23 protein-coding genes are annotated in these 26,997 nt (G+C 70.8%); 18 read left to right on the top strand and 5 right to left on the bottom strand.

The window, feature by feature from the left end:
- Positions 1-9: 9 nt before the first annotated feature.
- The 8 genes from ESZ52_RS16755 to ESZ52_RS16710 all read left to right on the top strand — a co-directional run bounded on the left by ESZ52_RS16755 (position 10) and on the right by ESZ52_RS16710 (position 13,277).
- Positions 10-1,305 carry a glycosyltransferase family protein gene (locus ESZ52_RS16755; protein WP_238154632.1) on the top strand — a complete coding sequence of 432 codons (1,296 nt, stop codon included), beginning with the start codon at positions 10-12 and terminating at the stop codon, positions 1,303-1,305.
- On the top strand, positions 1,295-2,563 hold the full coding sequence (locus ESZ52_RS16750) for a glycosyltransferase (protein WP_238154633.1): 1,269 nt from the start codon (positions 1,295-1,297) through the stop codon (positions 2,561-2,563). The genes ESZ52_RS16755 and ESZ52_RS16750 overlap by 11 nt, the downstream gene beginning before the upstream one ends.
- An 80-nt stretch (positions 2,564-2,643) precedes the next feature.
- Positions 2,644-4,014, top strand: a complete 1,371-nt coding sequence (locus ESZ52_RS19530) for a glycosyltransferase family 4 protein (RefSeq protein WP_238154634.1) — start codon at positions 2,644-2,646, stop codon at positions 4,012-4,014.
- Between the two features lie 130 nt (positions 4,015-4,144).
- Complete coding sequence (locus ESZ52_RS16735; protein WP_131105916.1) at positions 4,145-5,929, top strand: ABC transporter ATP-binding protein; 1,785 nt, start codon at positions 4,145-4,147, stop codon at positions 5,927-5,929.
- The gene (locus tag ESZ52_RS19385; protein ID WP_181010036.1) at positions 5,922-8,396 is read left to right on the top strand and encodes a phosphotransferase; all 2,475 of its coding nucleotides are present in this window, start codon (positions 5,922-5,924) and stop codon (positions 8,394-8,396) included. The genes ESZ52_RS16735 and ESZ52_RS19385 overlap by 8 nt, the downstream gene beginning before the upstream one ends.
- Positions 8,397-8,544: 148 nt before the next feature.
- Positions 8,545-11,577 (top strand): M14 family zinc carboxypeptidase, encoded by a 3,033-nt coding sequence (locus ESZ52_RS16720; protein WP_131105914.1) that lies wholly within the window; start codon positions 8,545-8,547, stop codon positions 11,575-11,577.
- Positions 11,578-11,712: 135 nt separating this feature from the next.
- Positions 11,713-12,378, top strand: a complete 666-nt coding sequence (locus ESZ52_RS19380; protein ID WP_181010037.1) for a hypothetical protein — start codon at positions 11,713-11,715, stop codon at positions 12,376-12,378.
- A 122-nt stretch (positions 12,379-12,500) separates the two neighbouring features.
- Complete coding sequence (locus tag ESZ52_RS16710; RefSeq protein ID WP_131106714.1) at positions 12,501-13,277, top strand: CPBP family intramembrane glutamic endopeptidase; 777 nt, start codon at positions 12,501-12,503, stop codon at positions 13,275-13,277.
- Positions 13,278-13,403: 126 nt separating this feature from the next.
- Here ESZ52_RS16710 and ESZ52_RS16705 read toward each other — a convergent pair whose 3' ends face one another.
- The 5 genes from ESZ52_RS16705 to hisC all read right to left on the bottom strand — a co-directional run bounded on the left by ESZ52_RS16705 (position 13,404) and on the right by hisC (position 16,491).
- A complete protein-coding gene (locus ESZ52_RS16705; RefSeq protein WP_131105912.1) occupies positions 13,404-13,802 on the bottom strand; it encodes a hypothetical protein in 399 nt (132 codons plus the stop codon).
- Positions 13,803-13,846: 44 nt separating this feature from the next.
- Positions 13,847-14,656: a PfkB family carbohydrate kinase gene (locus ESZ52_RS16700; RefSeq protein ID WP_131105911.1), complete on the bottom strand. Its 810-nt coding sequence runs from the start codon at positions 14,654-14,656 to the stop codon at positions 13,847-13,849.
- 60 nt (positions 14,657-14,716) lie between these two features.
- Complete coding sequence (locus ESZ52_RS16695) at positions 14,717-14,941, bottom strand: RNA-binding S4 domain-containing protein (RefSeq protein WP_131105910.1); 225 nt, start codon at positions 14,939-14,941, stop codon at positions 14,717-14,719.
- On the bottom strand, positions 14,934-15,257 hold the full coding sequence (locus ESZ52_RS16690) for a GNAT family N-acetyltransferase (protein WP_202865362.1): 324 nt from the start codon (positions 15,255-15,257) through the stop codon (positions 14,934-14,936). The genes ESZ52_RS16695 and ESZ52_RS16690 overlap by 8 nt, the downstream gene beginning before the upstream one ends.
- A 142-nt stretch (positions 15,258-15,399) precedes the next feature.
- The gene (gene hisC, locus ESZ52_RS16685; RefSeq protein ID WP_131105909.1) at positions 15,400-16,491 is read right to left on the bottom strand and encodes a histidinol-phosphate transaminase; all 1,092 of its coding nucleotides are present in this window, start codon (positions 16,489-16,491) and stop codon (positions 15,400-15,402) included.
- A 191-nt stretch (positions 16,492-16,682) separates the two neighbouring features.
- Between hisC and ESZ52_RS16680 the strand changes: the two genes are divergently transcribed.
- From ESZ52_RS16680 to ESZ52_RS16635, 10 genes are all read left to right on the top strand, one after another.
- Positions 16,683-17,063 (top strand): phage holin family protein, encoded by a 381-nt coding sequence (locus ESZ52_RS16680; RefSeq protein ID WP_131105908.1) that lies wholly within the window; start codon positions 16,683-16,685, stop codon positions 17,061-17,063.
- Positions 17,063-17,812 (top strand): dienelactone hydrolase family protein, encoded by a 750-nt coding sequence (locus ESZ52_RS16675; protein WP_238154635.1) that lies wholly within the window; start codon positions 17,063-17,065, stop codon positions 17,810-17,812. The genes ESZ52_RS16680 and ESZ52_RS16675 overlap by 1 nt, the downstream gene beginning before the upstream one ends.
- Positions 17,813-18,018: 206 nt before the next feature.
- A complete protein-coding gene (locus ESZ52_RS16670; protein ID WP_181010038.1) occupies positions 18,019-18,735 on the top strand; it encodes an AfsR/SARP family transcriptional regulator in 717 nt (238 codons plus the stop codon).
- Positions 18,736-18,860: 125 nt separating this feature from the next.
- The gene (locus ESZ52_RS16665) at positions 18,861-20,171 is read left to right on the top strand and encodes a S8 family serine peptidase (protein ID WP_186364086.1); all 1,311 of its coding nucleotides are present in this window, start codon (positions 18,861-18,863) and stop codon (positions 20,169-20,171) included.
- A 17-nt stretch (positions 20,172-20,188) separates the two neighbouring features.
- Entirely contained in the window at positions 20,189-20,782 is a 594-nt protein-coding gene (locus ESZ52_RS16660; RefSeq protein ID WP_131105905.1) for a hypothetical protein, read from the top strand.
- The gene (locus tag ESZ52_RS16655) at positions 20,779-22,230 is read left to right on the top strand and encodes a hypothetical protein (protein WP_131105904.1); all 1,452 of its coding nucleotides are present in this window, start codon (positions 20,779-20,781) and stop codon (positions 22,228-22,230) included. Before ESZ52_RS16660 ends, ESZ52_RS16655 begins: the two co-directional genes overlap by 4 nt.
- Positions 22,231-22,280: 50 nt before the next feature.
- Complete coding sequence (locus ESZ52_RS16650) at positions 22,281-23,255, top strand: hypothetical protein (RefSeq protein WP_202865361.1); 975 nt, start codon at positions 22,281-22,283, stop codon at positions 23,253-23,255.
- Between the two features lie 205 nt (positions 23,256-23,460).
- Positions 23,461-25,254 carry a hypothetical protein gene (locus tag ESZ52_RS16645; protein WP_131105902.1) on the top strand — a complete coding sequence of 598 codons (1,794 nt, stop codon included), beginning with the start codon at positions 23,461-23,463 and terminating at the stop codon, positions 25,252-25,254.
- Positions 25,255-25,426: 172 nt separating this feature from the next.
- Positions 25,427-25,696: a hypothetical protein gene (locus ESZ52_RS16640; RefSeq protein ID WP_131105901.1), complete on the top strand. Its 270-nt coding sequence runs from the start codon at positions 25,427-25,429 to the stop codon at positions 25,694-25,696.
- Positions 25,683-26,414: a hypothetical protein gene (locus ESZ52_RS16635; RefSeq protein ID WP_131105900.1), complete on the top strand. Its 732-nt coding sequence runs from the start codon at positions 25,683-25,685 to the stop codon at positions 26,412-26,414. The genes ESZ52_RS16640 and ESZ52_RS16635 overlap by 14 nt, the downstream gene beginning before the upstream one ends.
- Positions 26,415-26,997 lie beyond the last annotated feature (583 nt).

Here is a 26,997-nt window from a genome sequence, read left to right as displayed (position 1 = left end):
GTGGACGCCGTGGTCGCTCGATCAGAGAGCTCATCGCTCCGGGTGGTGCTCTACTCGCACGACTCGCAGGGGCTCGGTCACTTCCGGCGCAACCGTGCGCTGGCTCACGCGCTGAGCCACCGGCTGCCGGTGCTCACCGGCCGCCAGGTGACCGGTCTGCTCATCAACGGCGTCCCCGAGGCTGGTGCCGACTCGCTGCCGCAGGGTTTCGACGTCGTCACGCTGCCGGCGGTCAACAAGGGCGTGGGGGGCTATGGGCCCAAGCGCCTCGACGTCGGTATGCAGACCGTCACCTCGGTGCGCGGCGACATCGTCCGGGCCACCCTCACCACCTTCCGCCCCGACCTGTTCATCGTCGACCGACACGCTCTAGGCGTGAACGGCGAGCTGGAGGCCGGGCTGCGCGCCCTGCGCACCGAGCACCCCCAGGCCAGGATCGTCCTGGGGCTGCGCGACGTGCTCGACTCGCCGCAGGTCGTCGCCGTCGAGTGGGCGCGCGTCCAGCCGGCGCTGGTCCGCGAGCTCTACGACGAGATCTGGGTCTACGGCGACCCCCGTGTGCATGACCTGCGCCGCACCGAGGAGATCCCCACCGCGCTGCACGACATGGTCCGCTACCAGGGCTTCCTCTCCCACGGCCGTGCGGAGCTCCCCTCCGGGCTCGACCCCGAGATCCCCTACCTCATCACCACCGCCGGCGGCGGCAGCGACGGCTTCCGCCTGTGCATGGCCGCGGCCCGCGCCACCGTGCCGGCCGGTCACCGCCACGTCATCATCACCGGTCCGCAGATGTCCGACGCCGACCACCGCGCGATCGAGCTCGCAGCCGGGCCGTCCACGACCGTCGTCCGGTCCATCCCGGACGCGGCGGGTCCGATCCGCCGCGCCGCCGCCAGCATCTCGATGGCCGGCTACAACACCGTCACCGAGACCCTCGCCACTGACGTCCCAGCCCTGCTGGTGCCGCGGGAGACGCCCCGCCGCGAGCAGCTCATCCGCGTCGAGTCGCTGGCCGCCCACGGCTCGGTCGACCTGCTGCGCGAGGGCGACCTCACCCCGCAGGCGCTCACCCGCTGGTGGGCCGGCGCCGTCCGCCGCCGCACGCAGCGCGCGCACCTGCACCTCGGCGGCCTGCGCGAGGTCGCCCGCTCGGCCGCCCGCCTGGTGTGCACCGCCCGGACCGCGGACGCCCGGACCGCGGACGCCCAGGGCGAAGGCAGCCCCGAGACGACCACCGCTCCCCTCGCCGCGGCCGATCAGCCCGCCGCCACCACCACGACCCAGGAGCTCCCCGTTGCTGTCTGACACCCAGCCCCGCCCCGAACGCACCGCATACATCCTCAAGGTCTATCCGCGCTTCTCCGAGACGTTCGTCGTCACCGAGATCCTCGCCCGCGAGGCCGCCGGCGAGGACCTGGCGATCTACGCCCTGCGCCCCACCCGCGACTCCCGCTTCCACCCCCAGCTGGCCCAGGTCCAGGCACCGGTCACCCACCTGCCGCGGGCGCACAAGCTGTCCACCGAGTGGGGCGCCTTCGCGCGCGCCCACGCCGAGCTGCCCGACTTCGGCGCCCGGTTCGGCGAGTTGATGCCGCTGCTGGTCCGCCTCGACCCCGGCGACGCCGCCCAGGCCGTCGAGCTGGCCCTGGCGCTGCGCCGCGACGGCATCACCCGCATGCATGTCCACTTCGCCACGCTCGCCTCGTGGTGCGCCGCCGTCGCCTCTGCGCTGACCGGCATCCCCTACACGCTCACCACCCACGCCAAGGACATCTTCCACCACGACCTCGACCCGATCCTGCTCCGTGAGATCCTGCAGCGCGCCGAGAAGGTGGTAGCGATCAGCGAGTACAACCGCCGCCACCTGCTCACCACCATCGACCCCACCCTCGGCGAGGACAAGGTCGTGCTGGTCCGCAACGGCCTGGACCTGCCCCGCTTCAGCTACCGCGATCCTGAGCCGCCGCATACCCCCCTGCGGGTCCTGGCCGTCGGCCGCGTCGTGGAGAAGAAGGGCTTCGACCACCTCGTGGAGGCCGTCCGGCAGCTGCACGGGCAGGGTATGCCGCTCGACGTCCGGATCGTGGGCGAGGGGGAGCTGCTCCCAGCCCTGCGCCAGCAGGTTGCCGACGCCGGCCTGACCGACGTGGTGAGCCTGCTCGGCTCCCGCAGCCAGGCCGAGCTGGTCGCCGAGCTGGACTGGGCCGACGTCATGGCTGCCCCCTGCGTGGTAGGTGCGGACGGCAACGCGGACGGGCTGCCGACCGTGCTGCTCGAGGCGATGGCCAGCGGCGTGCCCTGCGTCGCGACCGACGTCACCGGCATCCCCGAGGCCGTCCACCCGGCGCGGGGCGAGAGCCCCGCCACCGGCATCCTGCTCTCCCACGAGCCCGCCGGCCTGCCCGAACGGGTCGCCGCCGCACTGCGGCAGGTCGCCGACCCCGCCTGGCCGCGCGTGGACATCGCCCGCGCCGCCAGGGCGCTCATCGAGCGCGACTTCGACACCACCCGCCAGGTCCGGCTGCTCGCCGACCTCGCCCGACCCGTGGAGGCCCGCCGATGACCACGCTGAGCACGACACCGATGACCCCGCCGACAAGCCGTCCGACGACCTGTCCGACAAGCCGTCCGAGGACCACGCCGGTGACCACCGTCGCCTACGTCTGCGCCGACCCCGGCATCCCCGTCTTCGGCACCAAGGGCGCCAGCGTGCACATCCAGGAGATCGTCCGCGCCTGGCGCGCCCGTGGTGCACACGTGGAGGTGTATGCCGTGCGCCACGGCGAGGACGTCCCGGCCGACCTGGCCGACCTGCCCGTCCACCTCGTCCGCGTCGGCGGCAAGGGCCTGGACCCGGCCGAGCGCGAGCGCGCCCAGCAGCGCGCAGCCGCCGAGCTGGCCGCCCGCGTCATCGAGCTGGCCCCCGACGTGGTCTACGAGCGCTACTCCCTCTTCTCCCGCATCTTCAGCCAGGTCCGCGACGCCCTGCCCGGGCGCGAGCCGATCACGATCCTGGAGGTCAACGCCCCGCTGATCGAGGAGCAGGCGACCCACCGCGTGCTCGTCGACCACGACGGCGCCGTCGGTGCCCTCCGTGCCCAGCTGGCTGCCGCCGACGTTGTCGGCTGCGTCAGCGAGCCGGTGGCCGGCTGGGTGCGCGGCCACCTGGTCAGCCACCTGGACAGTCACGGGGACGACTGTGCCGAAACGGTGCGTCACATCCGTCGTGCGGACGACGCATGTGACACACCGTTCCTGCACACGGGTGGGGAGGGTCCCGCCCACACGGGTGGGGAGGGTCCCGCTCACACGGGTGCGACGGGGCTGATGGCAGGTGCCCACCGTCCCGCCGTCGTCGTCACCCCCAACGGCGTCAACACCGCCCGCGTGCAGCCGGTCGTGCCCAACCTGGACGGCGCCCCCGTCGTCGTCTTCGTCGGCACCCTCAAGCCGTGGCACGGCGTGGAGGACCTGGTCGAGGCCGCCGCCCTGGCCCAGGTCCCGTGGCGGTTGCGCCTCATCGGTGACGGCCCGGTGCGCGAGGTCGTCGAGACGGCCGTCGCCAGGCACGGGCTGGACGTCGACCTCGTCGGGGCGGTGGCGCCGGAGCACATCCCGGACACCCTGCAGGGTGCCCTCGTCGCCGTCGCCCCCTACCCCGAGCGCGACGACCACTACTTCTCACCGCTGAAGGTCTACGAGTACGGCGCGGCCGCACTGCCGACCGTCGCGACCCGGATCGGGCAGATCCCCTCCGTCGTCCGCGACGGCGAGACCGGTGTCCTGGTGCCGCCGTCCGACCCGCCCGCACTGGCGGCCGCGATCGACGCGCTCGTCACCGATCCGGCACGCGCCGCCCGGCTCGGAGCCGCGGCACGCGCGCTGATGGAGTCCGAGCACTCCTGGGATCACGTGCTGGATCACGTGCTGGACCACGTCCTGGACCACGTCCTGGACCACGCGCTGGACGCCACCAGGACTGCCACGCTGGAGGCCCACGGTGCACTGGTCTAGAGCAGGACGCCCGACCGGGGCGGCGTGGCGGTGGCCGCGCACGAAGACGGCCGGCCCGGCATCCCCGGAGCGGGAGGGCCAAGGGACGGCCGGCACGACAGACCCGCAGAAGGAGAGGAAGGTGGGGCGCATGGGCAGGGCCACGCAGACGTCGCAGACGTTGCGGCCCTCGGCCCTGCGCCGCACCCTCGGGCTGATCAGGCCCCACCTCAACGGGCAGAAGAAGCTGCTGGCCGGCGGCGGGCTGCTGCTCATGCTCGAGGTCGTCTTCCGCGTGCTGGAGCCGTGGCCGGTCAAGCTGGTCGTCGACGCGGTGACCCGCAGCCTGGGCGCCGACCTCAGCGGCAGCGGCCCGGCCGCCTCGACCCAGCTGCTCATCGCCGCGGGACTGGCGACGATCTCGATCGTCGGGCTGCGCGCGGTGAGCAACTACGGCAGCACCGTCTGCTTCGCCCTCGGCGGCTCCCGGATCGCCACCCAGCTGCGGGCGCGGGTCTTCGACCACGTGCAGGGACTGTCCAGGAGCTACCACGGCAAGGCACGCTCCGGCGACGTCGTGCAGCGGCTGGTCGCCGACGTGGGGCGGCTGCAGGAGGTGGGCGTCACCGCCGGTATGCCGCTGCTGGTCAACTGCTTCACCCTCGTCGCGATGCTGGGCGTGATGACCTGGCTGGACCCGATGCTGACGCTGATCAGCCTGGGCGCGATCCTCGTCTTTGTGCTCTCCTCGCGCACGAGCACCGGCCAGATCACCTCCGCCTCGCGCAAGACCCGGCGCAGCGAGGGCGACCTGGCCAACATCGCCCAGGAGACGATGGCCGGGATGACGCACGTGCAGGCGTACGGCATGGAGGACGACCGCTCCAAGCACTTCCGCGGCTCGAACGCCAAGTCGCTCAAGGACGGGGTCAAGGCCAGGCGGCTGGCCGCCGCGCTGGAGCGCCGCACCGACGTGCTCGTCGGGGTCGCGACCGCCGCGGTGCTCTACCTGGGCGGGACCCGGGTGCTGCAGGGCGCGATGACCCCCGGTGACCTGGTGATCTTCCTGACCTACCTCAAGACCTCGATGAAGCCGCTGCGTGACCTGGCGAAGTACACCGGCCGCATCGCCCGCGCCAGCGCCTCCGGCGAGCGCGTCGCGGACATCCTCGACGTCGAGCCCGACATCGTCTCCCCGCCGCATCCCGTGCCGCTGCGCAAGGTCCGGGGCGCGCTGTCGTTGGACGAGGTCGACCTGGAGTTCGAGCCCGGGGTGCCGGTGCTGCGCGGGCTCTCGCTCGCGGTGCGACCCGGTGAGACCGTGGCCGTGGTCGGGCCCTCCGGCTCGGGCAAGTCGACGCTGATCTCCCTGTTGCTGCGGCTGCTGGACCCGAACCAGGGCAGCGTGCGCTTCGACGGTGTCGACCTGCGCAACCTCGACCTCGGCGAGCTGCGCCGCCAGATCGCCCTGGTGCAGCAGGACGCGATCCTCTTCACCGGCACGGTCGAGGACAACATCCGCCAGGGCAACCCGGACGCGACCGACGAGGAGGTGCTGCGTGCCGCCCGGCTGGCGCGGGTCGTAGAGTTCACCGACCGGCTGCCCGACGGCCTGCAGACCACCGTGAGCGAGCGCGGATCGAGCCTCTCCGGCGGGCAGAGGCAGCGGATCTCGCTGGCCCGCGCCTTCCTGCGCGACGCCCCCGTGCTGCTGCTCGACGAGCCGACGACCGGCCTGGACCCGGAGAACGTCGAGCTGGTCAGCCAGGCCATCCAGGAGCTGGCCCGCGGCCGGACCTGCGTCATGGTCACCCACGACCTGGAGACGGCCGGCTGGGCCGACCGCCTCGTCCTCGTCGAGGAGGGACAGGTGGCGTGGGAGGGTCAGCCCGCCGACGCCCCGTGGGAGCGGGTGCTGGAGGACCTCCGTGGCTGAGCTGCTCCCGGACCCGGACCCGGACCCGGCCCCGGACCCGGACCCGGCCCCGGCCCCGGCCCCGGACCCGGCCCCGGCCCCGGACCGGGACCCCCACCTGGGCACCCTGCTGGACGCCGACCGGTTGAGCGCGCTCATCGGTATGCCGGTGCGCGCCACCCGCCTGCGGCCCAAGCCGGGCGTCAAGCACGTCGCGGCCCTCGTCGACCGGTCCACCGGCGCAGCGGTCGGCTGGGCGCAGATCCTGATCGGATCCGCGCGTGTCAAGGCCGAGAAGGCACGGCTGGTCGCGGCCGAGGTCGGGCTCGCCGACCGGCTGGCGGAGCGGGAGCTGCCCGACGGTGCCGTGCTGCTCTGGGGTCCCGTCCAGACCGACCCCCGGCTCGCCCGGGCGCTGGGCGGGCTCGACCTCGGGGCCGCGACCGTGCTGCGCTACAACCCGCTGCGCCGGCTGGTGCTGCGCGTCGGCGACTCGGTGGTGCGGGTCACGGCCGAGCCGCACCGGAGGCGCTGGGCCCGGGCGGTGCGGGCGCTGACCGAGCACGGGGTGTCGGTGCTGCGCCCGGCGACAGCAGAGGACGCTGCGGGGACCGGTCTGAAGGTGGGGTCGAGCGTCAGTGTGTGGCAGTGGGTCGAGGGTCGTGACCTGTCGCTCCACGCCTCCGACGCCGAGCAGCGCAGCGCCGGCCGGCTCCTGGCGAGCCTCCACCGGGTGCCGACCTCGTCCCTGCCCGACCTGGAAGGGCGTGGCTGGCCCGAGGTGAGGGGGGCTGCGGAGTGCACCGTGGAGCAGCTGGAGCGGGTAGCGCCCGGGCTCGGCCGTGGGGCGCGCTCGGTGCTCGAGCAGCTGCCGACCTCGTGGGCGGGTGGACCCGACGTGGTGCTGCACGGTGACTTCTCCCTCGACCAGTGCCTGGCCGCCACCGACGGCAGCATCGTGCTCGGCGACCTCGACCGGCTCTGCCGCGGACCCGCCGAGCTCGACCTGGGCAGCCTCTGGGCGGTGGCCCTCCTCGAGGGCACCTCCGTCGGTGCCGTCCAGGAGGCGTATGGCGCGCCCGCCCCGCACCCCGTCTGGGTCGCCGCAGCCCTGCTGTCCCGGGTGACCGAGCCCTGGCGGGCGCAGGACGAGGACTGGGCGGCCGAGGTCGAGCGACGTACGGCGCTCGCCGCGACCGTCCTGGCTGACGGGATCACCGCCTCGGCCACCCCCATCCCGACCGAGCGCACGGTTCTCACAGGTGCGGCCACCCCCCTCCCGACCGAGCGCACGATTCTCACGGGCGCGCCCACCCCCACCCCGACCGAGCGCACGGTTCTCACCGACGCGACAGTGACAACCGCGCGCTCGGTCGGATCGGCGACCAGCGAGCGCTCTGGTGGGACGGTGACAACCGCGCGCTCGGTCGGATCGGCGACCACGCTCGCCGGGTGGCGGGTGCCCTCGACCGTGCAGGTCGACGGTCAGGTGGTGCAGGTCCGTCGTGCCTGGCCGGTGGGGGAGCGGCCCCGCCTGGCTCTGGAGGGCCCAGACGGTGAGGGTCGCCTGCGCGCCGCGACCCTCGACCTGGACGGCAGGGTGAACCTGCTGCCCCCGGGGGAGGACGACAAGCTGCCGGCGCTCGCGAACGCTGCGGCGCAGGGCCGGCTGGTCGTCCACCGCGCCGGCCGCCGTGCGGTCGTGCAGCTGGCTGACCGGTACGCCAAGGTGGTGCGGCCGGGCCGGGCACCCGGTGTCGCCGAGGCCAGCGAGACCGGCCGGCGGCTCGTCGAGGCGGCTGGTCTCGCGGCACCGTCGGTGCTGGCGAGCGACGACTCGGTGGTGGAGATGACCGTGCTGCCCGGTCAGGCCGTGCACCAGCTGCACGGCGACCCGTCCTGGCCGCAGATCTGGGAGCGGTGGGCGGCCGCCTGGGTGCAGTTGCAGGCGCAGGACGGCAAGGCGACGGGCGGGTTGGCACGGCATACCGGAGCGGACGAGGCGCAGGTGCTGCGCACGTGGGCGACGCGCGCGGCGGCCACCGGGATGCTGGACGGGACGCCGTGGCCGCGCCGGCTGGAGGAGACCGCGCAGCAGCTGGAGGCCACGAGCGAGACGGCGGGACGGCTCGTCGTGTCCCACCGCGACCTGCACGACCAGCAGCTGCTCTGGGACGGCGGCCGAAGCCGCCTCGGGGTCCTCGACCTGGACACGCTCTGCCTCGCCGAGCCAGCCCTCGACCCCGTCAACCTCGCGGTGCACGCCGACCTGCGGCATACCCAGGGTTTGTGGCCGGCCGGCGCGGTGCCGACCGTGGTGGAGGCGGTCGAGAGCGTCCTCGCCGCGGCGGCTGTGGGGCAGGAGCGGCGCGCCCTGGCGGAGCGGGCGACGGTGGCCCGGCTGGCGGCGGTGTACGCCTTCCGGCCACGGTGGCGTGAGCGGGTGCTGACCTGGGCCGACGGGCGGTGGGCCCGGCCCGAAGGCTGAGGCGTCCCGGGCTCGCCGACGGTCTGGAGATCCGCTTAAGAAATGCTTGACGTAGGGGTCCGGTGGGATGAGGATGGGGAGCACCCGCCCGACCGACGTCCAGTCCCATCAGATCTCACCCACGGGCGGCCATCTCCAAAGGAGCGCAATGTCGCGTAGAACCCTTGCCACCACCTTGTCAGCAGCGCTGGTGCTCGCTGGCACGGTCACCGCCGCCGCGGCGCCTGGTGACTCAGATCCTCCCGCCGCCTCCGTCGAGGCCAACCTGGCGGCGGAGGAGACGGCCCTGGTCCGTCTCCAGCTGCCGGACCGGCAGATGCTCGAGCAGCTCGTCGCCGACGGCGCCGACCTGGCCGGTGTGCCCGCCTCCGGCCCCGACGTCCGCGGCGACCGGGTGATGGCTGACCTCGTCCTCACCGGCGCAGAGCTCGCGGCGCTGCAGGCCGACGGCGCCACCCTCCTGCAGGTGATCCAGCGCGAAGGCGAGGGCACCGCGAACTTCGAGGCCAGCCGGGCTCAGGCCGAGCGGCGGCACCAGGCCGGGATGACCATGCAGACCATCGAGGGCCGCCGCGTGCTCGCGGACGTCCTGGTCGTCGACCACGCCTACTGGTGGGAGTCCAAGGGCGAGACCTTCCTGCAGGTGCAGGTGTCGACCTCGGCCACCGAGGACCCGGACGTGCAGCTCACCGTCGAGTGGGTGGCCGAGGGAGGCGAGAGCGGCAGCTTCCCGCTGGTCCGCTACTTCGACGCCGGGCAGTACATGTTCCACTACCACCAGCCGGAGCCGATGCCGTCGGCCCCGGTCAGCCTGACCGTCACCTCCAGCGAGGGCGGCACCGCCACCGCCGAGCCCGCCCCCTGGCCCGGCGCCGACGTGCCGGAGCTCCCCGAGGGCTACCAGCAGGACTTCATCGACCAGTACATGACGCCGGCGGAGATCAGCGAGCGCATCGACCGGCTCGCCGCGCAGTACCCCGACCTGGTCGACGTGGTCGAGCTGCCGCACGACTCACGGGGCTACCGCCGCCCGGCCATGGGGCTGGTCGGCGACCCCGCCACCGCCGCGCTGGCCGTGGAGTCGGTCGCCTACGGCACCGACGGGATGAACGGGACCGAGGTCGTCATCGCCGACCCGGGTGCGGCGAGCCAGGAGCTCAGCGGCACCTACGAGGACGGCACCCTGACGATCTCCCTGGCCACCGACGCCGAGGGCGCGGTGACCAGCACGGTCGAGGAGGTGGCCGCATACATCAACGAGGAGTTCGAGGAGACCTTCCGCGCCAACGTGATCACCGACGGCTCGGCCACCATGCCGGCCGTGGAGTCCGTCACCCTGGACGACGGGCTGGACGCCTCGCACCTCAACTCCGAGGGCCAGACGGTGCGGATGATGCGCATCGGCGAGCACCGCGACGGGTCCGTCCCCGGTGTCCTGGCCTACAGCCAGGAGCACGCCCGCGAGTGGGTCACCCCGCTGGCGACGATGGAGTTCGCCGAGCGGATGCTGGCCAACGCCGCCACCGACGAGGAGACGGCGGAGCTGCTGGACACGGTCGAGATCTTCGTGGTGCCCGTCGTCAACCCGGACGGCGCCAACTACTCCTTCTACGACTACAACTTCCAGCGCAAGAACCTCAGCAACCACTGCGACGGCGCCGACCGCGACCCGCGGCGTCAGGACCAGTGGGGCGTCGACCTCAACCGCAACTTCACGGTCGGGTCCGTCCACGACGGATATGTCGGCGGCTCGGAGAACTGCCTCTCGGGCAGCTACGCCGGCCCCGAGGAGCTGTCCGAGCCCGAGGCGAAGAACACCGCCTGGATCGCGGACACGTACGACAACATCACCCACTCGATGAACGTGCACAGCTACGGCGGCTACTTCATGTGGAGCCCGGGCGCCTACAAGATGCCCGGTCGTGAGCCGCTGCCGATGCCCCCGGCGGAGGACCTGGAGATGTTCTTCGACGCCTCCCAGCGGATCATCGCGGCGATCAGCCAGCACCGGGGCACCGTCACCTGGCCGGCCAACACCGGCCCGATCATCGACACCCTCTACAGCGCCGGCGGCAACTCGGCCGACCACATGTACTACGTGCACGACATCGTCGCGTACAACTTCGAGGTCGGCAACGACCTGTGGAACCCGGAGACGGAGCGCTGGGAAGGCGTCGGCTTCCAGCCGCCGTTCGAGGAGGCCCACCCCGAGTCGCAGGAGTATGCGGCCGGGCTGGTCGAGCTGGTCAAGATCGCCGCGGACGCGGCGCCCGAGCGCGAGGACGTCACCCGGCTCTCTGGCGGGACCCGTTACGAGACCGCGGTCGCCATCGGCCAGGAGGCCTACCCGGACAGCACCACTGCGGTGCTGGTCGGCGGCCCGGACGCCAGCATGGTCGACGGCCTCGTCGCCGCACCGCTCGGTGCAGCTCTCGAGGCTCCGGTCCTGCTGACCAACAGCAGCCGTCTGTCCGGCGCGACCGCGGACGACCTCACCGACCGCGGTGTCACCGAGGTCGTCGTCGTCGGCGGTGAGGGTGCCGTCAGCGAGGACGTCGTCGAGGCCCTCGAGGCCATGGACATCGAGGTCGAGCGGGTCTCCGGTGCGAACCGGTACGGCACCGCAGTCGCCGTCGCCGAGCACATGGGCGCCGACACCGACGAGGTCATCGTGGCCTCCGGCCGCCAGGGCAACCTGGTGGACGCGCTGGCGGTCTCCGGCCCGGCGGCCGCCACCAACACCCCGGTTCTGCTGGTCCGCCAGGACAGCGTGCCCGGCGTCACCGCTGAGGCCCTCGAGGACTACGACTCCTCGATCGTCGTCGGTGGCGACGGTGCGGTCAACGACGAGGTCATGGGCGAGCTGCCCGACCCCACCCGGCTCTCGGGCAAGGACCGGTGGCACACCGCCACCGCGGTCGCGGACCACTACGTCGCCGAGGGCATGGACAGCAGCTCGGTGGCCGTCGCCTCCGGCATCGCGACCAACATGGTCGACGCTCTGCCGGGCGGCACCCTGGGTCAGCTCATCCTGCTCAGCCGCACGGCCGAGCTGGCCGACGCGACCACGGACTGGCTGGAGGACAACGAGGAGACCGAGCACGCCTACGTGCTCGGTGGCGACGGTGCCCTCTCGGACGACGTCGTCGAGGCGCTCGAGGGCATCCTCGGAGGTCGCTGACCGTCGTTGACGGACACGAACACGTGCAGGGCCGGGGAGCTTCTTCCCCGGCCCTGCGCCGTGTCCGGCCCAGAATGAGAGAGTTCTCATGAAGCTCTCACGGAGGTCTCCTTCCGCGCAGGCAGGATGTGCCTCATGAAGGCTCTCGCGTCCGCTCTCGCCCTGGTCCTCGTCGGTCTGTTCGGCGTGTGGCTGTGGCTCGATGCGACCAGCGACGCCATCCAGGACACGGCCGGTGTCGTCGTCGTGTCGGAGGTCGACCCGGACGCAGTCTCCGCGGCCCAGTCGCCCGGTGACGAGGCTCCCGGGACAGCTGGTCGGGCCGCCGACGCGGCCGCCCAGGACGCCTCGGCCGAGGCGAGCCAGGCTGCCGACGAGCAGCTGGACGCGGCCGACGAGATCGACGACAAGGTCATGGCGGCCACGGTCAGTTCGCTGCGAGGCGTGTTCGACGGGATCCGCGTCGGCGGCCAGACCCTCTCCGAGGACCTTCGTGCCGCCGCTGACGAGGCGGCTGCCGAGAAGGATGCTGCTGAGAAGGATGCTGCTGAGAAGGCCGCTGCGGAGAAGGCGCGGCAGGAGGAGCAGAACACCGCGCCCAAGCCGGCTCCTCATCCTGCTCCGGTCCAGCCGGCCCCAGTACAGCCCGTCCCGGTCCAGCCCGCCCCCAATCCCGGTGGTTCGCCCGGCGAGTGCTGGGAGTGGGACGACGACGACGGGTGGGAGTGGGACTGCGACGACGATGATGACGAGGACGATGACTGGGACGACGACGATGATGACGACGACTGGGACGACTGAGTCGACCCTCCGACCGTGCGGCTCCCTCGTTCCCTGAGCGCCCCCCGTTCTCGCACGCCCCATACCGTGTGACCATGACGGCTGCGCGGACCGGGGTGGATGCACCGGGAACGACCCCGATGATGCGGACCCTGGCGGTGGCGGTGAGCCCGCTGCCGCGCCGCACCCTGCTGACCGAGACCGTCCTCGTGCTCGGCGTGAGCCTGGGGGCGTCCGCGATCTGGGCGGTGCTGAGCATCCTGCGCAAGCTGACCAGGGAGGCGCCGCTCTCGGCGCAGACCACGCGCATGAACACCAGCTCCGCGCCGGACCAGCCGTGGCTGGACCTGGCGTACCAGCTGGCCGGCATCGCGATCGCGCTGGTGCCGGTCGCGCTGGCGCTGCACCTGCTGGCGCGTGAGCTGCGCCAGCCGACGCGGTTGCTCGGCTTCGACCTCGCCCGGCCCGGCCGCGACCTGCTGCTCGGGGCCCTGCTCGCCGCGATGATCGGCATCCCCGGTCTGGGGTTGTATGTCGCCGCGCGGGAGCTCGGCCTCAACACCACCATCGCCGCGGCCAACCTGCCCTCCATCTGGTGGGCCGTGCCGGTGCTGATCCTCGCCTCGATCCAGAACGCGGTGCTGGAGGAGGTGCTGATGGTGGGCTACCTCTTCACCCGGTGGGCCCAGGCCGGCTGGTCGATGTGGACGATCATCCTGACGTCGGCGCTCATCCGCGGGACGTACCACCTCTACCAGGGCTTCGGCGGGTTCGTCGGCAACATCGTCATGGGCATCTTCCTCGGCTGGGTCTACACCCGGACCAGACGGGTGATGCCCCTGGTCATCGCGCACACCCTCCTCGACGTGGTGGCGTTCGTCGGCTACGCCGCCCTCGCCGACCACGTCACCTGGCTCTGAGCCCGCTCGACCCGGACCCCGACCCTCGCCGACAGGACACGCCAAAGAGCCCCACAGGACACGGGGAAGAGCCCGACAGGACACGCCAAAGAGCCCCACAGGACACGCGGCGAGGCTCGTGCGGGCCTATGCGCGCAGGCTCTCCCGCAGGACGCGGCGGGTCGCCCAGGTCACGGCATACACCAGGATCCAGGCGGCGAGGGTGACGAGCGCCGTCTGCAGCACGACATCCTGACCCTCGCGCTCGACCGCGAGCCCGAAGAGCCACGGCACCCCCAGGCCACAGGCACCCATGGTGGCCATCAACCAGGGCTTGGCCCGAGGTCCCGCGACGAGCTGTGCCGGGACCGACACCGTGGCCAGGGTGCCGAAGACCATCACCAGCTGGAAGACCAGCGCGGCATCGCCGCGTCCACTCCAGGCCTGCCCCGCGACCCACGCCAGCACACCACCGAGCAGCATGATCGGTAGGCCCTTGGGCAGCGACCCCTCGACAACTGCGGTCGAGCCGTGGGAGAGCGACATACTCCGTTTCTACCGCACTTCGGCCGCGTGGCTGCGGCTACCGGTCAGGCGCCCTGCCACACCACGTCGAACGGGGCGTTGCTGGCCAGGCGCTCCTGGATGCCCCGGGTGACGAACTCCTTCGCGGACCTGGCTGCCTCCAACGGGGTCGCGCCGAGCGCGAGCTGGGCCGCGACGGCGGCGGCGAGGGTGCAGCCGGCGCCGGCAACCTGGGCTCCGTCGCCGATCTTGGGCGCGGACAGGATCTCGGTGCGCTCGGAGTCGACGTAGACGTCGACCGCGTCGTCGCCGGGCAGGTGCACGCCGCCCTTGGCGAGGACGACCGCGCCACTGGCCTCGTGGATGCGCTGGGCCGCCTCGGTCAGCTGCTCGACCGTCTCGATGGTGTCCATCCCGGACAGCGACATCGACTCGAAGTGGTTCGGCGTGACGAAGGTGGCCAGCGGCAGCACCTGCGCCTTCAGCGCGCGGTCGGTGTCGAGTGCGGCACCGGGCTCCTGCCCCTTGCAAATCAGGACCGGGTCCAGCACGACGTGGCCGAAGTTGCGCTGACGCAGGGCGCCGGCGACGGTCTCGATCGTGGCGGGGGTGCCGAGCATGCCGATCTTGGCGACCTCGAGCTGCTCGGGGCCGTAGGTGGTGGTGATGACCTCGAGCTGGTCGGCGATGACCTGCGGGTCGACCGGCACGAACCGGTGCCCCCAGTCGGCCCTGGGGTCGAAGGACACGATGCAGGTCAGGGCGATGGTGCCGAAGACACCGTGCTGCTGGAAGGTCTTGAGGTCGGCCTGGGCCCCGGCACCACCGGTGGCCTCGGAGCCCGCGATCGTCAGGGCGACGGGTGGAGTCTGCATCTACCCATGATCCCATCCGGCAAACGTTCCGCGGAACGCGCCATGACAACCCTGGCGCGCTCAGCCCTCGTGCACCGGGGTGACGCGCTGCCCGGCATACTCCACGACCTGCCCCGGCCGCACCTGGGTCCCGCGGCGGACGACGATCTCGCCGTCCACGGTGACCTCGGAGTTCTCGATGACCATGCGCGCCATGGAGCCTTCCGGCACGAGGCCTGAAAGCTTGAGCAGCTGCCCCAGCCGGATCGCGGCGTCGCGGATCGGGACCTGCTCGACGTCAGCCATCGCCCTCGCCGACCTTCGGCGCGCCTTCGAGGAGCTCGAGATGCTCGGGGTGCTGCGACATGTACGGCGGGATGAACGGGCACGTCGGCCGCACCTGCAGTCCCTTCGCCCGCGCGTGCTGCAGCCCCGCCTCGACCAGCCGTCCGCCCAGACCGTTCCCGCGCATCGCCGGGTCGACCACGGTGTGCTGCATGTCGAGCACACCGTCCCGCAGCTCGTAGGACAGGAAGCCGACAGAGCGCGCCTCGTCTCCCTGCCCCCACATCGCGTCCCAGCGCTTCTGGTCCGGGTGGTGGACGATCTGCACCTCGTTCATGCCTGCCAGGGTATGCCGTCCCGCCGCCCCCGTCCTGTCCGCGGGCGTGTCCTGTGGGGCCTTTCCGCGTGCTCTGTGGGGCCTTTCCGCGTGCTCTGTCGGGCCCTCTGACGTGTTCTGTCGGGCCTTTTGACGTGTTCTGTCAGTCGCGCGTGCGGAGCCACTCGGCGGCGACGCTGATGAGGCGGTCGTTGGCCTCGGGCTCGGCGACGGTGCAGCGGACGCCGTCGCCGGCGAACGGGCGGACCATCAGCCCGCGGGCCTGGCAGGCCTGGGCGAAGGGCACCGCCTCGTCGCCGAGCGGGAACCACAGGAAGTTGCCCTGGGCGTCCGGGATGTCCCAGCCCTGCTCCCGCAGCGCGGAGACGACGCGCTCCCGCTCACCGACCAGCTCCTTGACCCGCACCTCGAGCTCGTCGTACGCGCGCAGGCTCGCGATCGCCGCCTCCTGGGCCAGGTCGGTGACCCCGAACGGCGTCGCGGCCTTGCGCAGTGCGGTGGCGACGGTGGGGTGCGCGACGGCATACCCGACCCGCAGCCCGGCCAGGCCGTAGGCCTTGGAGAAGGTGCGCAGCACGGCGACGTTCGGGTGCTCCGCGGCCAGCGCGAGGGCGTCGGGGACGCTCTCCTCGGTCGTGAACTCCAGGTACGCCTCGTCGATGACCACCAGCACGTCGGAGGGCACCTTCGCCAGGAACGCCCGCAGCTCGTCCTCGCGCACGGCGGGCCCGGTGGGGTTGTTCGGGGTGCAGACCAGCACCAGGCGGGTCCGGTCGGTGATCGCGGCGGCCATCGCGTCGAGGTCGTGGCGGTGCTCGGCGTCGAGCGGCACCTGCACCGACTGTGCGCCGGAAAGGGCGACGACGATGGGGTAGGCCTCGAAGCTGCGCCAGGCGTAGACCACCTCGTCACCGGGCTCGCAGGTGATCGCGATCAGCTGGGACAGGACGGCCACGCTGCCGGTCCCGGTCGCGATCTGCTCCACCGGCACGCCGAGGTGGTCGGAGAGCGCCTGGCTCAGCATCACCACGCCCATGTCCGGGTAGCGGTTGATCGCCTGCGCCGCCGTGGTCACCGCGTCCAGCACCGACGGCAGCGGGGGATAGGGGTTCTCGTTGGAGGAGATCTTGTATGACGTCACGCCCTCGATCGGCGCGGCCGGCCTGCCGGGGGTGTAGGCGGGCACACCCTCCAGGGCTTTGCGCAGGCGGACGGGGGACGGCTGGTCGCTCATGACCGGAAGGATAGTGAGGCCCGCGCCAGGTCGGCCGGGGGTGTCGGCCCCGCGCGCCTCGACTCACCTGCCGTTCTCGTGCTGAGGGCCTGCATCTTTCGCGACCTCAGCAGAAAAAGGCAGACGAGTCACGCCAGGACGCACCGTCGGGGGCCACGGGCGGTGCGTGCGCCGGACGTAGAGTGAAGGTCATGAGGTTCCTGCTCACCATCCTGGCCAACGCGCTCGCCCTCTGGGTGGCCGCCGCGGTCGTGCCCGGCATCCAGTTCGGCGGCGAGGGCGGTGACCTGGCGCTCACCGTGGCGCTGGTCTCACTCGTCTTCGGCGTGGTCAACTCCGTGGTCAAACCCCTCCTGCAGATCCTGTCGATCCCCCTGATCGTCCTCACCCTCGGCCTGTTCCTCGTCGTGGTCAACGCGCTCATGCTCTCGCTCACGTCGTGGCTGGCCGGGGTCTTCAACCTGGACTTCACCGTCCAGAGCTTCTGGTGGGACGCCGTGCTCGGTGCGCTCATCATCTCCGCGGTCGGCGTCGTCACCGGCCGCCTCCTCCCGGACAAGGACAAGCGCTGATGTCGGCCATGTTGCAGCACGAGATCCAGACCTCCAAGGGTCCGCTGCCCTCCCTGCTCTGGCTGCCCCAGGGCGCCACCGGCCGGGTCCCCGGCATCGTGGTCTTCCAGGAGATCTACGGCCTGTCGTCCTACGTCCGCGCACGCTGCGCCGACCTCGCCCAGCTCGGGTATGCCGTGCTCGCACCCCAGCTGTACGCCCGCCTCGACCCGCCGGTCGCGGCGGTGCAGGAGGCCGGCGTCGAGCCGCAGGCCGTGCTGAGCGAAGCCCTGCAGCTGGCCGGCCAGCTCGACTGGGACCAGGCGGTCAAGGACGGCCTGTCCGCGATGACCGACCTCGGCCGGCTGGGCCCGGTCAAGAAGAAGAAGGTCGCGCTGCTCGGCTTCTGCATGGGCGGCGGGCTGGCCTTCAACGTCGCCGCCGCCGCAGCCAGCGCCGGCCGTCCCGCGGCCGCGCTGGTCAGCTACTACGGCTCCGCGCTGCCCCGGCTGCTCGACCTTGCCCCGCAGGTCGAGTGCCCCAGCCTGCACGTCTTCGGCACCGACGACGACTACATCCCGATGGAGCAGGTGGAGCGGATCCGCGAGGCCGTCACCGACGGCGGCACCCGCGAGCAGGTGCGCTTCGAGCTGCACCCGGGCGCGGGTCACGCCTTCGACAACCCCAACCCGACGTTCTTCCACGAGGAGGCCAGCCGGGCCGCCTGGGCGCAGACCCAGGAGTTCCTGGCCGAGGTGCTGCCCGCCTGATCGTGCACTCTTGACGGCTCCTGCACGCGGGAGAAGACTGGGGTCTCCGGGGGCCGGCGTTCCCCCGGTACGAGGAGGACTTCTCCATGGGTGCTGGTGCCGTCGGCGGAGACTTCCTTATCGCCAGCCCTCCGGCGGACATTCGGGTGTCCTCGGACGTTCCACCCGGGACGACGGCCCAGCGTGCCGGGGCTCGGCTGGTGCTGATGGGCGGCTTCCGCTGTGAGAACGATGGCGCGCCAGTCATGACGTCCGCGACCCTGCAGCGGATCCTCGCTCTTCTCGCTCTGCGCGGCCCCTTCCTGCCGCGTGCCCAGCTCGCGGGCGAGATGTGGCCGGAGAAACCCGAAAGTCGGGCCCTGGCCAACCTTCGTTCGGCCCTGTGGCGCGCCGGCGCCGAGCTTCCCGGCCTGCTCGTCTCCGAGCCCAGTCGGGTGGGACTGTCCGAGCAGGTGTGGGTGGATGCGCGAGAGCTGGAGAGCCGTTGTCTTGCTCACGTCGAGTCGGTGCCGCCGCTGGGGGATGTGCTTGCGTTCGCGCACGCAGCGACTGCCGACCTCTTGCCCGGCTGGTACGAGGACTGGGTGCTCCTGGAGCGAGAGCGGCAACGACAGATTCACCTGTACGGGATGGAGTCACTGACCACCGCGCTCCTCAGGGCGGGCCGGCCTGCCGACGCAGTAATCGTGGGGCTCGCCATCGTCGCCTGCGAACCCCTTCGTGAGAGCGCTCATCGCTTGGTGATCGAGGCACACCTGAAGATGGGCAACGTGGTCGAGGCTCACCGACAGCTCGAGCTGTGCCGCGACCACCTGCGTCGTCATCTCGGCATCGATCCTTCGGCAGTGCTGCTGTCGGTCTTCGGGTCCCCGACGTCGACCGACGGCGGAGCCTGGCCGCGACGGGGCGTGACGCGATCGTGACGTCTCCATCAACGCTGCGAAGCATGGTGTCGGCCTCGTAGCAGACGTCTGAAGAGTTGCGGCTGTAAAGAGACCGAGCCGTGCCGTGACGCCGTGGTGACTGTCCCGTCGGCATTCTGATGGATGTGAAGCCGCACCTGACCATGAGTCTGCGAGCCGGGGCTCGGCACCGGCCGCTCCGTCCATGGCACGACGTCTCGCTTGCGGCCACGGACGACCACGGTCTGCGCCCCGACGTTGACGCCGTCATCCGTCGGCATCGACGCGCGGTGTGGTTCACCCAGGAGTACGAGCAGGCCGGCGAGGAGTGGAACCCGGACGAGCGTCACCTCGGCCTGGACCGCATCGTCCGGGTGGTTTCTCAGACCGACCAACCGTTCGGTCGGGACCTGATCGCGGAACTCGCTACGTTGCCGTCGGTGAATCGGGTCGATGCGATGTCCATCGCAGGAGCGCCTCTCCCCCCGACGACCGGACACGGACGGCCGAGCCGATGGGCCGGAGAGATGGTCGGACTACCAGAAGCCCACCTGCGCACCCGCGGCGCTCCCGCCGTCACGGTGGCAGTCCTCGACACCGGTGTGAATCCACACCCGGAGCTGGCATTGTCCCCGGGCCGGGACTTCGTCGACATCATCCCCGGCTCCGACACGTTCGTCGGTGATTCTCTCGATGCCGACCGCGTGGCGGAAGACCCAGGTGTGGGCCATGGCACCCATGTGAGTGGCATCATCGCCGCCCGGGGGTTGGCCATGCCCGTCGGTGTCGCGCCGCGCTGCCGCATCGTTCCGGTGCGGGTCCTCGGGGCTCTGGAACGGGATGGTCGACTGATCGGTGCTGGCGTCGTGGACAACATCGACAGCGGGATTAAGTGGGCGGTCGACAACGGGGCAGCAGTGATCAACATGAGCCTGGGCATCCGGCGCACGGGAGGCGGCCCTCCGCATGCTCGCGTCATCGCCTACGCGCGCCGGCGCGGTGTCGTGGTCACCGCTGCCTCGGGCAACGACGGCACCGATGCGCTCTACTACCCCGGCTCACTTCCCGGTGTCCTCGCCGTGGGAGCCGTGGACAGCGACGGCAGCGTGCCTGGATTCTCTACCTGGGGACGCCAGGTGAGCCTGGTCGCGCCCGGGGTGGACATCTACAGCAGCTTGCTTGACGGGACCTACGGCTTGGCGAGCGGTACCTCGCAGGCTGCCCCTTTCGTCGCCGGTGCCGCGGCCCTCCTCTTGTCGCGTGCCGCCGAGCGGGGCACCCGTCTCACGCCGGATGGCGTAACTCGCGTCCTGACCGCTACCGCCAACCGTCCGGGCACCACCTGGCGTGACCGCCACTACGGCGCGGGTGTCGTCGATGTCGGTGACGCCCTTCGTCTGCTCGACCTCGAGTGCGACCAGATCTCCGATCGTCCCGTCACCCACCCAGCCGCCTGACTACGAAGGAGCCAACCATGTCACCGCTTGTCCTCGACCACCGGTCGAGAAAGCCTTTGGAGGTCTCGCCGCCGTCTGGGACCGTCGACCCGCTCGTCGAGCGGGCGCTGAAGAAGATGGTGGAGAAGGCGCAGTACGCCAACGCGGTACGGAAGGCTGAATCCCTTATCCGGGACGAGGGGCTGACCCTAGACATCGAACGCTTACGTGACCGAGTAGAACGGCGTTTCGGCGGTCTTGAGCGACTGCTGCTGTCCCGCCCCGGAGTGCTACATCGTCTCCTGCTGGATGCTCTCGAGGCCGACGATCTGCAGAAGGCGGAGGACGAGCGGGAGAAAAGAAGACAGGAGCGCCAGGAGCACAGGGACAAGGAGGCCGCCGAACGACGCGAACGTGAGCAGAGTCGTGACGAGCGGCATGAGGAGTCCCTGAAGACCACGCAAACCCTCATCCAGACATTGGCGGACGTCATGGCCAGCAATCAGCGCGTTCTCGAAGCCCTGCTGGGGCGCGGCGACGGTGCCGAGGGCGCTGCCGCGGGCCCAGCCGTCAAGAGCTCCCCGGCCACGGACAAGCCGTCCACCGGCAACCAGAAGAAGGGATCGTCATGAGCGGCGACGACGATGTGATCCTCGACCGGGCGCGCAACACCGAGGCCTTGCTGGACTACGTGGAGAACCACGTGGCGGACGTCATGGCCGACTGGGGCGCCATCCTGGTCGAGGAGGTGGCGGACGCCAACGGGATCGCCACGGATGCGGCCCTACGCGAGCGGGTGCTGAGGACGCTGTCGCCGCGCGCCCTCGACCTGCGCCCCGGACGGACGCAGGACGAGGTGCTCCGCGCCATCCTGGCTACTCGGCGTGAGGGCGTATGGGGACGTGTCATCGATGAGTTCATCACTCGGAAGGAGTTGAACGCGCCCCGGCACGAGGAGCGACGGCTGATGATCGAGGCGCTGGAGGAACTCCGTATCGACCCCGGCAACCCGGCTGCGCCCGACGCTACCCGGGACCATACGGTGGCTCGTATCTACGGCGAGTTCGTAGGCTCCGCGGCCGGCTCCGACCCCATCGCACTGACCTCTCCCCCGAACCGGATCACACCGTGGAACTTCCGGGTGCGTCGCTTCGGGCACGCGCAGGGTCGTCGAATCAACCGTGAGCGCATCCTTGCCGCTGGCGCCCTCTCCTGGTGCTACGAAGTGGGTGAACGGATGGGGGTCTACGCCCTGGCGGACGCCCTCGTCTACCGATGGTGGGTCGGCGAGGAAGACTTCGCCGACCAGAACCTGAGCAACGAGCTGTACCGCTACTGGAAGCTGCGCGAGCAGCGGCCCTCGGCCGAGGAGCGTGCGCTCCTCTTCCGGCGGGTGTTCGCGCTCGGTGAAGGACAGGTCTCCGAACGGGTTGTCGTCAACGAGGCCTTCCCCAACCTTTGGCACAATCTCATGGAGGAGATCAGCCTCTACGTGTCGAAGTCGGAGTCCAGCTTCAGCAACGACCAGGTGAGCCGGGCCGGCGTGTACCAGGCCGCCAGCGAGCTGCAGGCGAACCTGTCGCAGCACATGGCGGGCATGGCGATCCTGCACGTGACCGAGATGTACAACCAGCTGCGCGCCGAACGCAGCGAGGCGGGATTCCTCGGTGCCTTGGACGTCCTCGAACACGAAGAGGTCATGGCACGTTTTGCCAAGGGCGCGGAACTGGATGTTGCCCCCGTCGTGCAGGCTCTGGCCTCGGAGGAGTTCGGGGTGTCGCCCAACGTCACCTCGATCGGGACTTCGGCCGACGAGGGACTGCTCATCTTCGAGTGGCTCGCCGACTACCAACCGGGGCAGACCGACGACCAGGCCTTCTCCGAGCTCATCACCCACGGCAAGGCCTGGGTCCTGGCTCAGAAGGCAGCGGGGCAGGGACTGCTCGCCAGCACGTCCACTGGCTCCGGTCGCACGGCGCCCGACGAGGAGGAGAGTTGGGAGGAGGACGGCTGGGATGGGCAACACTGGGACACACGGGAGTCTCAGGCGAACTTCGATGACGAGGAGGCGTTCCGATGACGACCGTTCCAGCCCAGGTTAGGGATCAGGCACGCTCTGAGGTGCGGTCCATGCTGGCGGAGGTGCCTCACTTCGCCCGGATGTCCAATGACGACCAGCTTGCTCTCTACCGGCAGTTGGTCAACGCTCGGGCTTTCGAACTGGCGCGACCAGAGACGTCGCGGGCGATGGCGGACGCCAGGAGAGCCGGAGACCTCATCGACGACAGCCGCCACCGCAACGATCGGATCGACCAGGCGGGTGACCTGGCCGGCGACTTCATCGACGCGGTCGACTTCCCACAGTTCGTGCGCGACCTGCTCAAGGCGGTCTTCGACGCTAATCTGCAGGTCACGCTGCAGCAGATGGAGGCCTATGGCGCGCTGTTGAAGACCGCTACGCAGTCCCTCGCCAGGTTCGCCCAGGCAATCCCCCCAGCGGACGCCTTCGCCTACCTCGCGGAGAACAACTCCGACGAGTTCTCGGTGAACTGGCCGCCTGAGGGTGGTGAGGCCGAGCTCACTGACAAGGAGGGCAACACCGTCGACACCGAGGACTCTGCGGTCAAGGCCAAAATCATGGACGCGACACTGGCCATGGCCAAGGAGCAGCGCGCTCTCCTACGGGAGACCATCCTGATGGGCATCACACGCCTGGTCGTCGAGAAGGGAGTCGTCAAGGCCGCCGTCGTCTTCGACATTAAAGCGGGTGAGAAGATCACCAAGAGTGACCGTGGCATGGTGCAGGACGCCAGGAGTGACTCCAGCTCGTTCGGCGCCAGCGGTGGCCTCATCGGCTCCATCATCGGCGGGCCGAGGGGCGGCCACACCCGCTCCAACCGGCACACGCAGATCAGTGTCTCATCGGCCAAGAGCGACGCCTCAACCGATTTGACCGCGAAGGTCACGGGCTCGGTCGAGATCAACTTCAAGTCCGACTACTTCAAGCTCGACAACTTCGCGACGATGTACGGCCCGATCGACCAGAGCGGCGGCCCAGCTGCCCCTGGCGCATCTGCGGCCCTGCCACCGGCGACGGTCCGATGACATCCCGGCGAACACCATGGCTCTGGCACACCTCACGTACGACGGAGCGAGCGCTGATGGTCATCGCTTCGTGGTCAACACCGGGAGCAGCCCATTCTTCCGGTGGGTCACCGGCCAGCACTCGTCGGGCGCGGAAGGAATGACCATGCTGAGCGACCCTGACCGCCTGTCTGGACTGCTCCGTTCAGACCCCCGCGGTCGCGCCGTGATCGAGATCCCCCACGACGCGTTCTCGCGTCCGGGTACCGCGGTGCAGATCCTCAGCTACCGCACCGAGGCGCTGGAGGGCCCGGCCGTCTCCGCCGTGGTCCGCCCTGCCCACGACCCGACAGGGTGGCGGCATCGCCCTCACACGGTAAGAGCTCCAAGGGTCGATCTTGCTGGCAGCGTGGACGTGAGCGCGCCCCCGGTCGACCGGGGGGTCAGCACGGCCATGTTCCTTGACAGTGTGGTCACGGCCATTGCTCAGCTTTTGCCCGCCCTGAGCCAACTGTTGCCCGGCGTGGCACGGCTGGGCGGCACCTTCGTCCCCCAGGCGGCCGGCGCCGCCGCACCGACGGGGCCTTCGGCCGGCAGGCCAGCCGGCCCCCCTGCACCTGCGGCGCCCGCAACGAGCGCAGGAGGAGCGGTCTCGGATCTTGGTGCCCTGCTCGCCCGTCCCGAGACGGCCCAGTTGCTTCAGCTGCTCGCCGAGCAGGTTCGCAACCTGACCGGTGCCCGCACGCTGGTCACGGGCCAGTCCTACCCCGGCGGTCCGACCTACGCCGAGGCCAAGGCGCTGCCCGCTGCCCTCCTCGCCGCGCTGCCGGCCCTGATGCCGTTGCTGCAGAACGTGCTCAGCCCTCAGACCATCCAGTCGGTGCTCCAGACAGCCGATCCCAACCGACTGCTGGCGACGATCACGGCAGGATTGGGCGACCTGGCCAAGATCGGTCTGCAGGCCGACCAGGCGCAGATGGAGCACCTCGAACGACTCAACCCCGGACTCGGGGACGACCTGGCCGAGCGTCTCCTGACCAGCATGACCCTACGCGAGAGGCGGATGCGCGCAGAGCCTGACTACCGGAGGTCCGAGCAGGTCTCCATCGCGTTCGTGGGGCTGGAACCCGTCACACCGATGGGCGGAGAGCCTGTGGTCGCCTTCTCCGCCAGCGCGCCATGGCACTTCACCATCACGGCCGAGATCGGGCGACCCATCCCCTCGGCGCTGCTGACTCTGCGCGTGGAGGAGCGGATGAGCCGCCGCAGCCGGTTCGAGCGCCGGACGGAGGTCGCCGTCACCGGCTCGGGGACGCTCGCGACAGTGACCGTTCCGGTCCCGGTTGTAAGCAGCCTGCCCCTCGGTACGGAATACCACGTCCGCGCGACTCTGACCTGGCCGGGACGAGACGGGTCGTGGGGGACCAGCCGGGTCCTGCTGCTCCGGGTGCCCGGTCCGGTGACCGCGGGCGGCATCCATCGCGACGGAGAGCTCAGCGCCCTCGACGACATCACGAACCATCGACCGTTCTGGCATCGTGTATGGGCCGAAGACTTCAGCAGAGACATGAGGCGGGCCGAGCTGCGCCTGCGGTACGTCTACCGCTTTGACCCAGAGGTGGTAGGTACGGTCCGAGAACCCACGCGGATGGCTGTCCAGACGGCGGAGGGCCGGTGGAAGCTCACCGCGAGCCTCGTCAGCGGACTTCGGTTGGGCATCGACGCGGTCGACGACCTGGCGTGGCGACTGACCGGTGCCCGGCTGGACCCGGCGGTGCTCGCAGCGTGCGCTGGGATCCCCGCACACGAGCTCGGCGGCACCGCTCAGGCAACTGTCTCGTTGCGCGGGCGCCCCGGAGACCAGGGAGCGATCTGGGTCTGGCCGGAGGTGCGGTGGCACCGGATCACGTTGCACCGGCCCGGTGACGTGATGCCCACCGGCCAGGTGCGCTCCTTCACCGAGGACGAGGTCCGGCTTGCCTTCCCGGCCCTCGCGCACGTGCTGGGAGCCAGCTCGTGAGCCCGCTGGCGCGGTCGCTGGCGGACCATCCCGACGGTCCGGTGCAGATCGACGGGCTGACGGTGCGTTCGGACGAGGTCGTCGCGCTGATGCCCTTGCCCGAGAGGCCTCAACGGCCAACGAAGTCTGAGCCGTTGACGCAGCCACCGCAGCGTGGACACAGGCGGTCAGGATGAACCTTTTGGACTCCGAGCTCCTTCCGGTCAGCGAGATTGCCGGTGGGCTGCTCGACCTGCCGGACCAGGCGGACGAGGCCGGCTGCACCACTGTCGAGGTGTTGAGGTGCGACCTCCCCGTCGAGCTGCTTGTGGAGCAGGCCGGGTCAGATGACGCCGCGACAGTCACGGTGCGACTCAGTCCGCCGAGGCAACCGATCATCACCACGGTCATGCCCGTCTTCCATCGGCTGCGGATCACGGTGGTGCGCGATGCCGACGACTGATCGCAACCGCACCTGGGGGCTGGACAACTTCCTCGACTCGCTGGTGCGGGATCTCGATGGTTGGCAGGAGACGCTCGCCGTCAAGGGGATCACGCGGCCCCTGACCTACACCATCCAGGACGTGGCCCTGGATCTGCGCTGCTTCCCTCAGTACGACGGTGACGAGGTGAGGTTCGTGACCGCGGGCCCCGGTCAAGAGGGTGCATCCTCGCTGCGGTTCCTGCTCGGCTCGATCACCTCCTCCAGCATCCGGGACACAGCGCCCGCACCGGTGTCACGCGACGACACGGTCATCGAGGTGCTTGATATCGAGCCGGAGGCCAAAGCTGCTCTCACCAAGGCCGGGATCCGGACTGCCCGGGACCTGGAGCGGGTGCAGAGCCGCAATGTCGACATCGCCACTGTCACCTCCGGAAAAGTCCGCGACTACAGCGATCTGGCAGATTTGATCAACAAGTCGCGGCGGGACCTGCTACGCCCCACGGTGACCGCATTGTCCATGTCCCCCTCCGGGCTAGTGCTGCGCGGCGAGAACCTGGGCCTGGGTCTCGGCAGTCCTGCCTACCCGAAGGCGTCTGTATCTGGCCGGGACGTCCCGGTCACGGAGGCCACCGAGCACCGTCTGGTCCTGGGCCTCTCCTCTGCGCCCAAGCGCTCAAGCCGGGTCGAGGTGGCGCTGGACCCCTACGCCGTGATCTCCCTGGAGGTAGGACCATGAGGCCGCTGAGGAACCGCCTGGCATCCCTGGAGTCGGACCTGAGGTCCCGGACCGGAGGAGCAGGATCGGCGCCGCCTCTGCCGCCGACGTCCGGCAGGAGGGTTGTCAACCGCACGCCTCCGGCCTCGGGACCGCTCAGGTCACGGACCGCCACCGCCATCCAGGACGACGGGACCCCGGTGTCGCTGAGCGTCGGTGGCCATCGGGTGGGCCACGCACTCGAGACAGCCTCGATGGGTCACTCGCCGGCAACCGGCCCTGTGACTGCGCCCCAGGACCAGGTCAGGACCGTCCCCGGACTGGTGCCGACCGTCACCCAGAACTGGCCACCCGGCACACCTTCGCCTTCTACTCCTTCCACTTCCGACAGAGCGGGAGTCGCCGACCAGGACAGGGCACCGCTGGACGTCCCCCCTGCGTCCCATGCCGCCCCGGGACCGGATCGTCAACCGGCGCCCAAGAAGCCCCTGCGACCGACGACGCCGGCGCCACCGGAGGACGAGGACACCTTCGCGGCAGATCTGATGGGCATCCTTGCTTCGCACCGGCCTGACCCGACGTCCCCGCCGGTGCCAGCTCCTGC

The sequence above is a fragment of the Ornithinimicrobium sufpigmenti genome (assembly GCF_004322775.1).
GTDB classification, from domain to species: Bacteria; Actinomycetota; Actinomycetes; order Actinomycetales; family Dermatophilaceae; genus Ornithinicoccus; species Ornithinicoccus sufpigmenti.
This window is presented reverse-complemented; position numbering and strand designations above follow the sequence as displayed.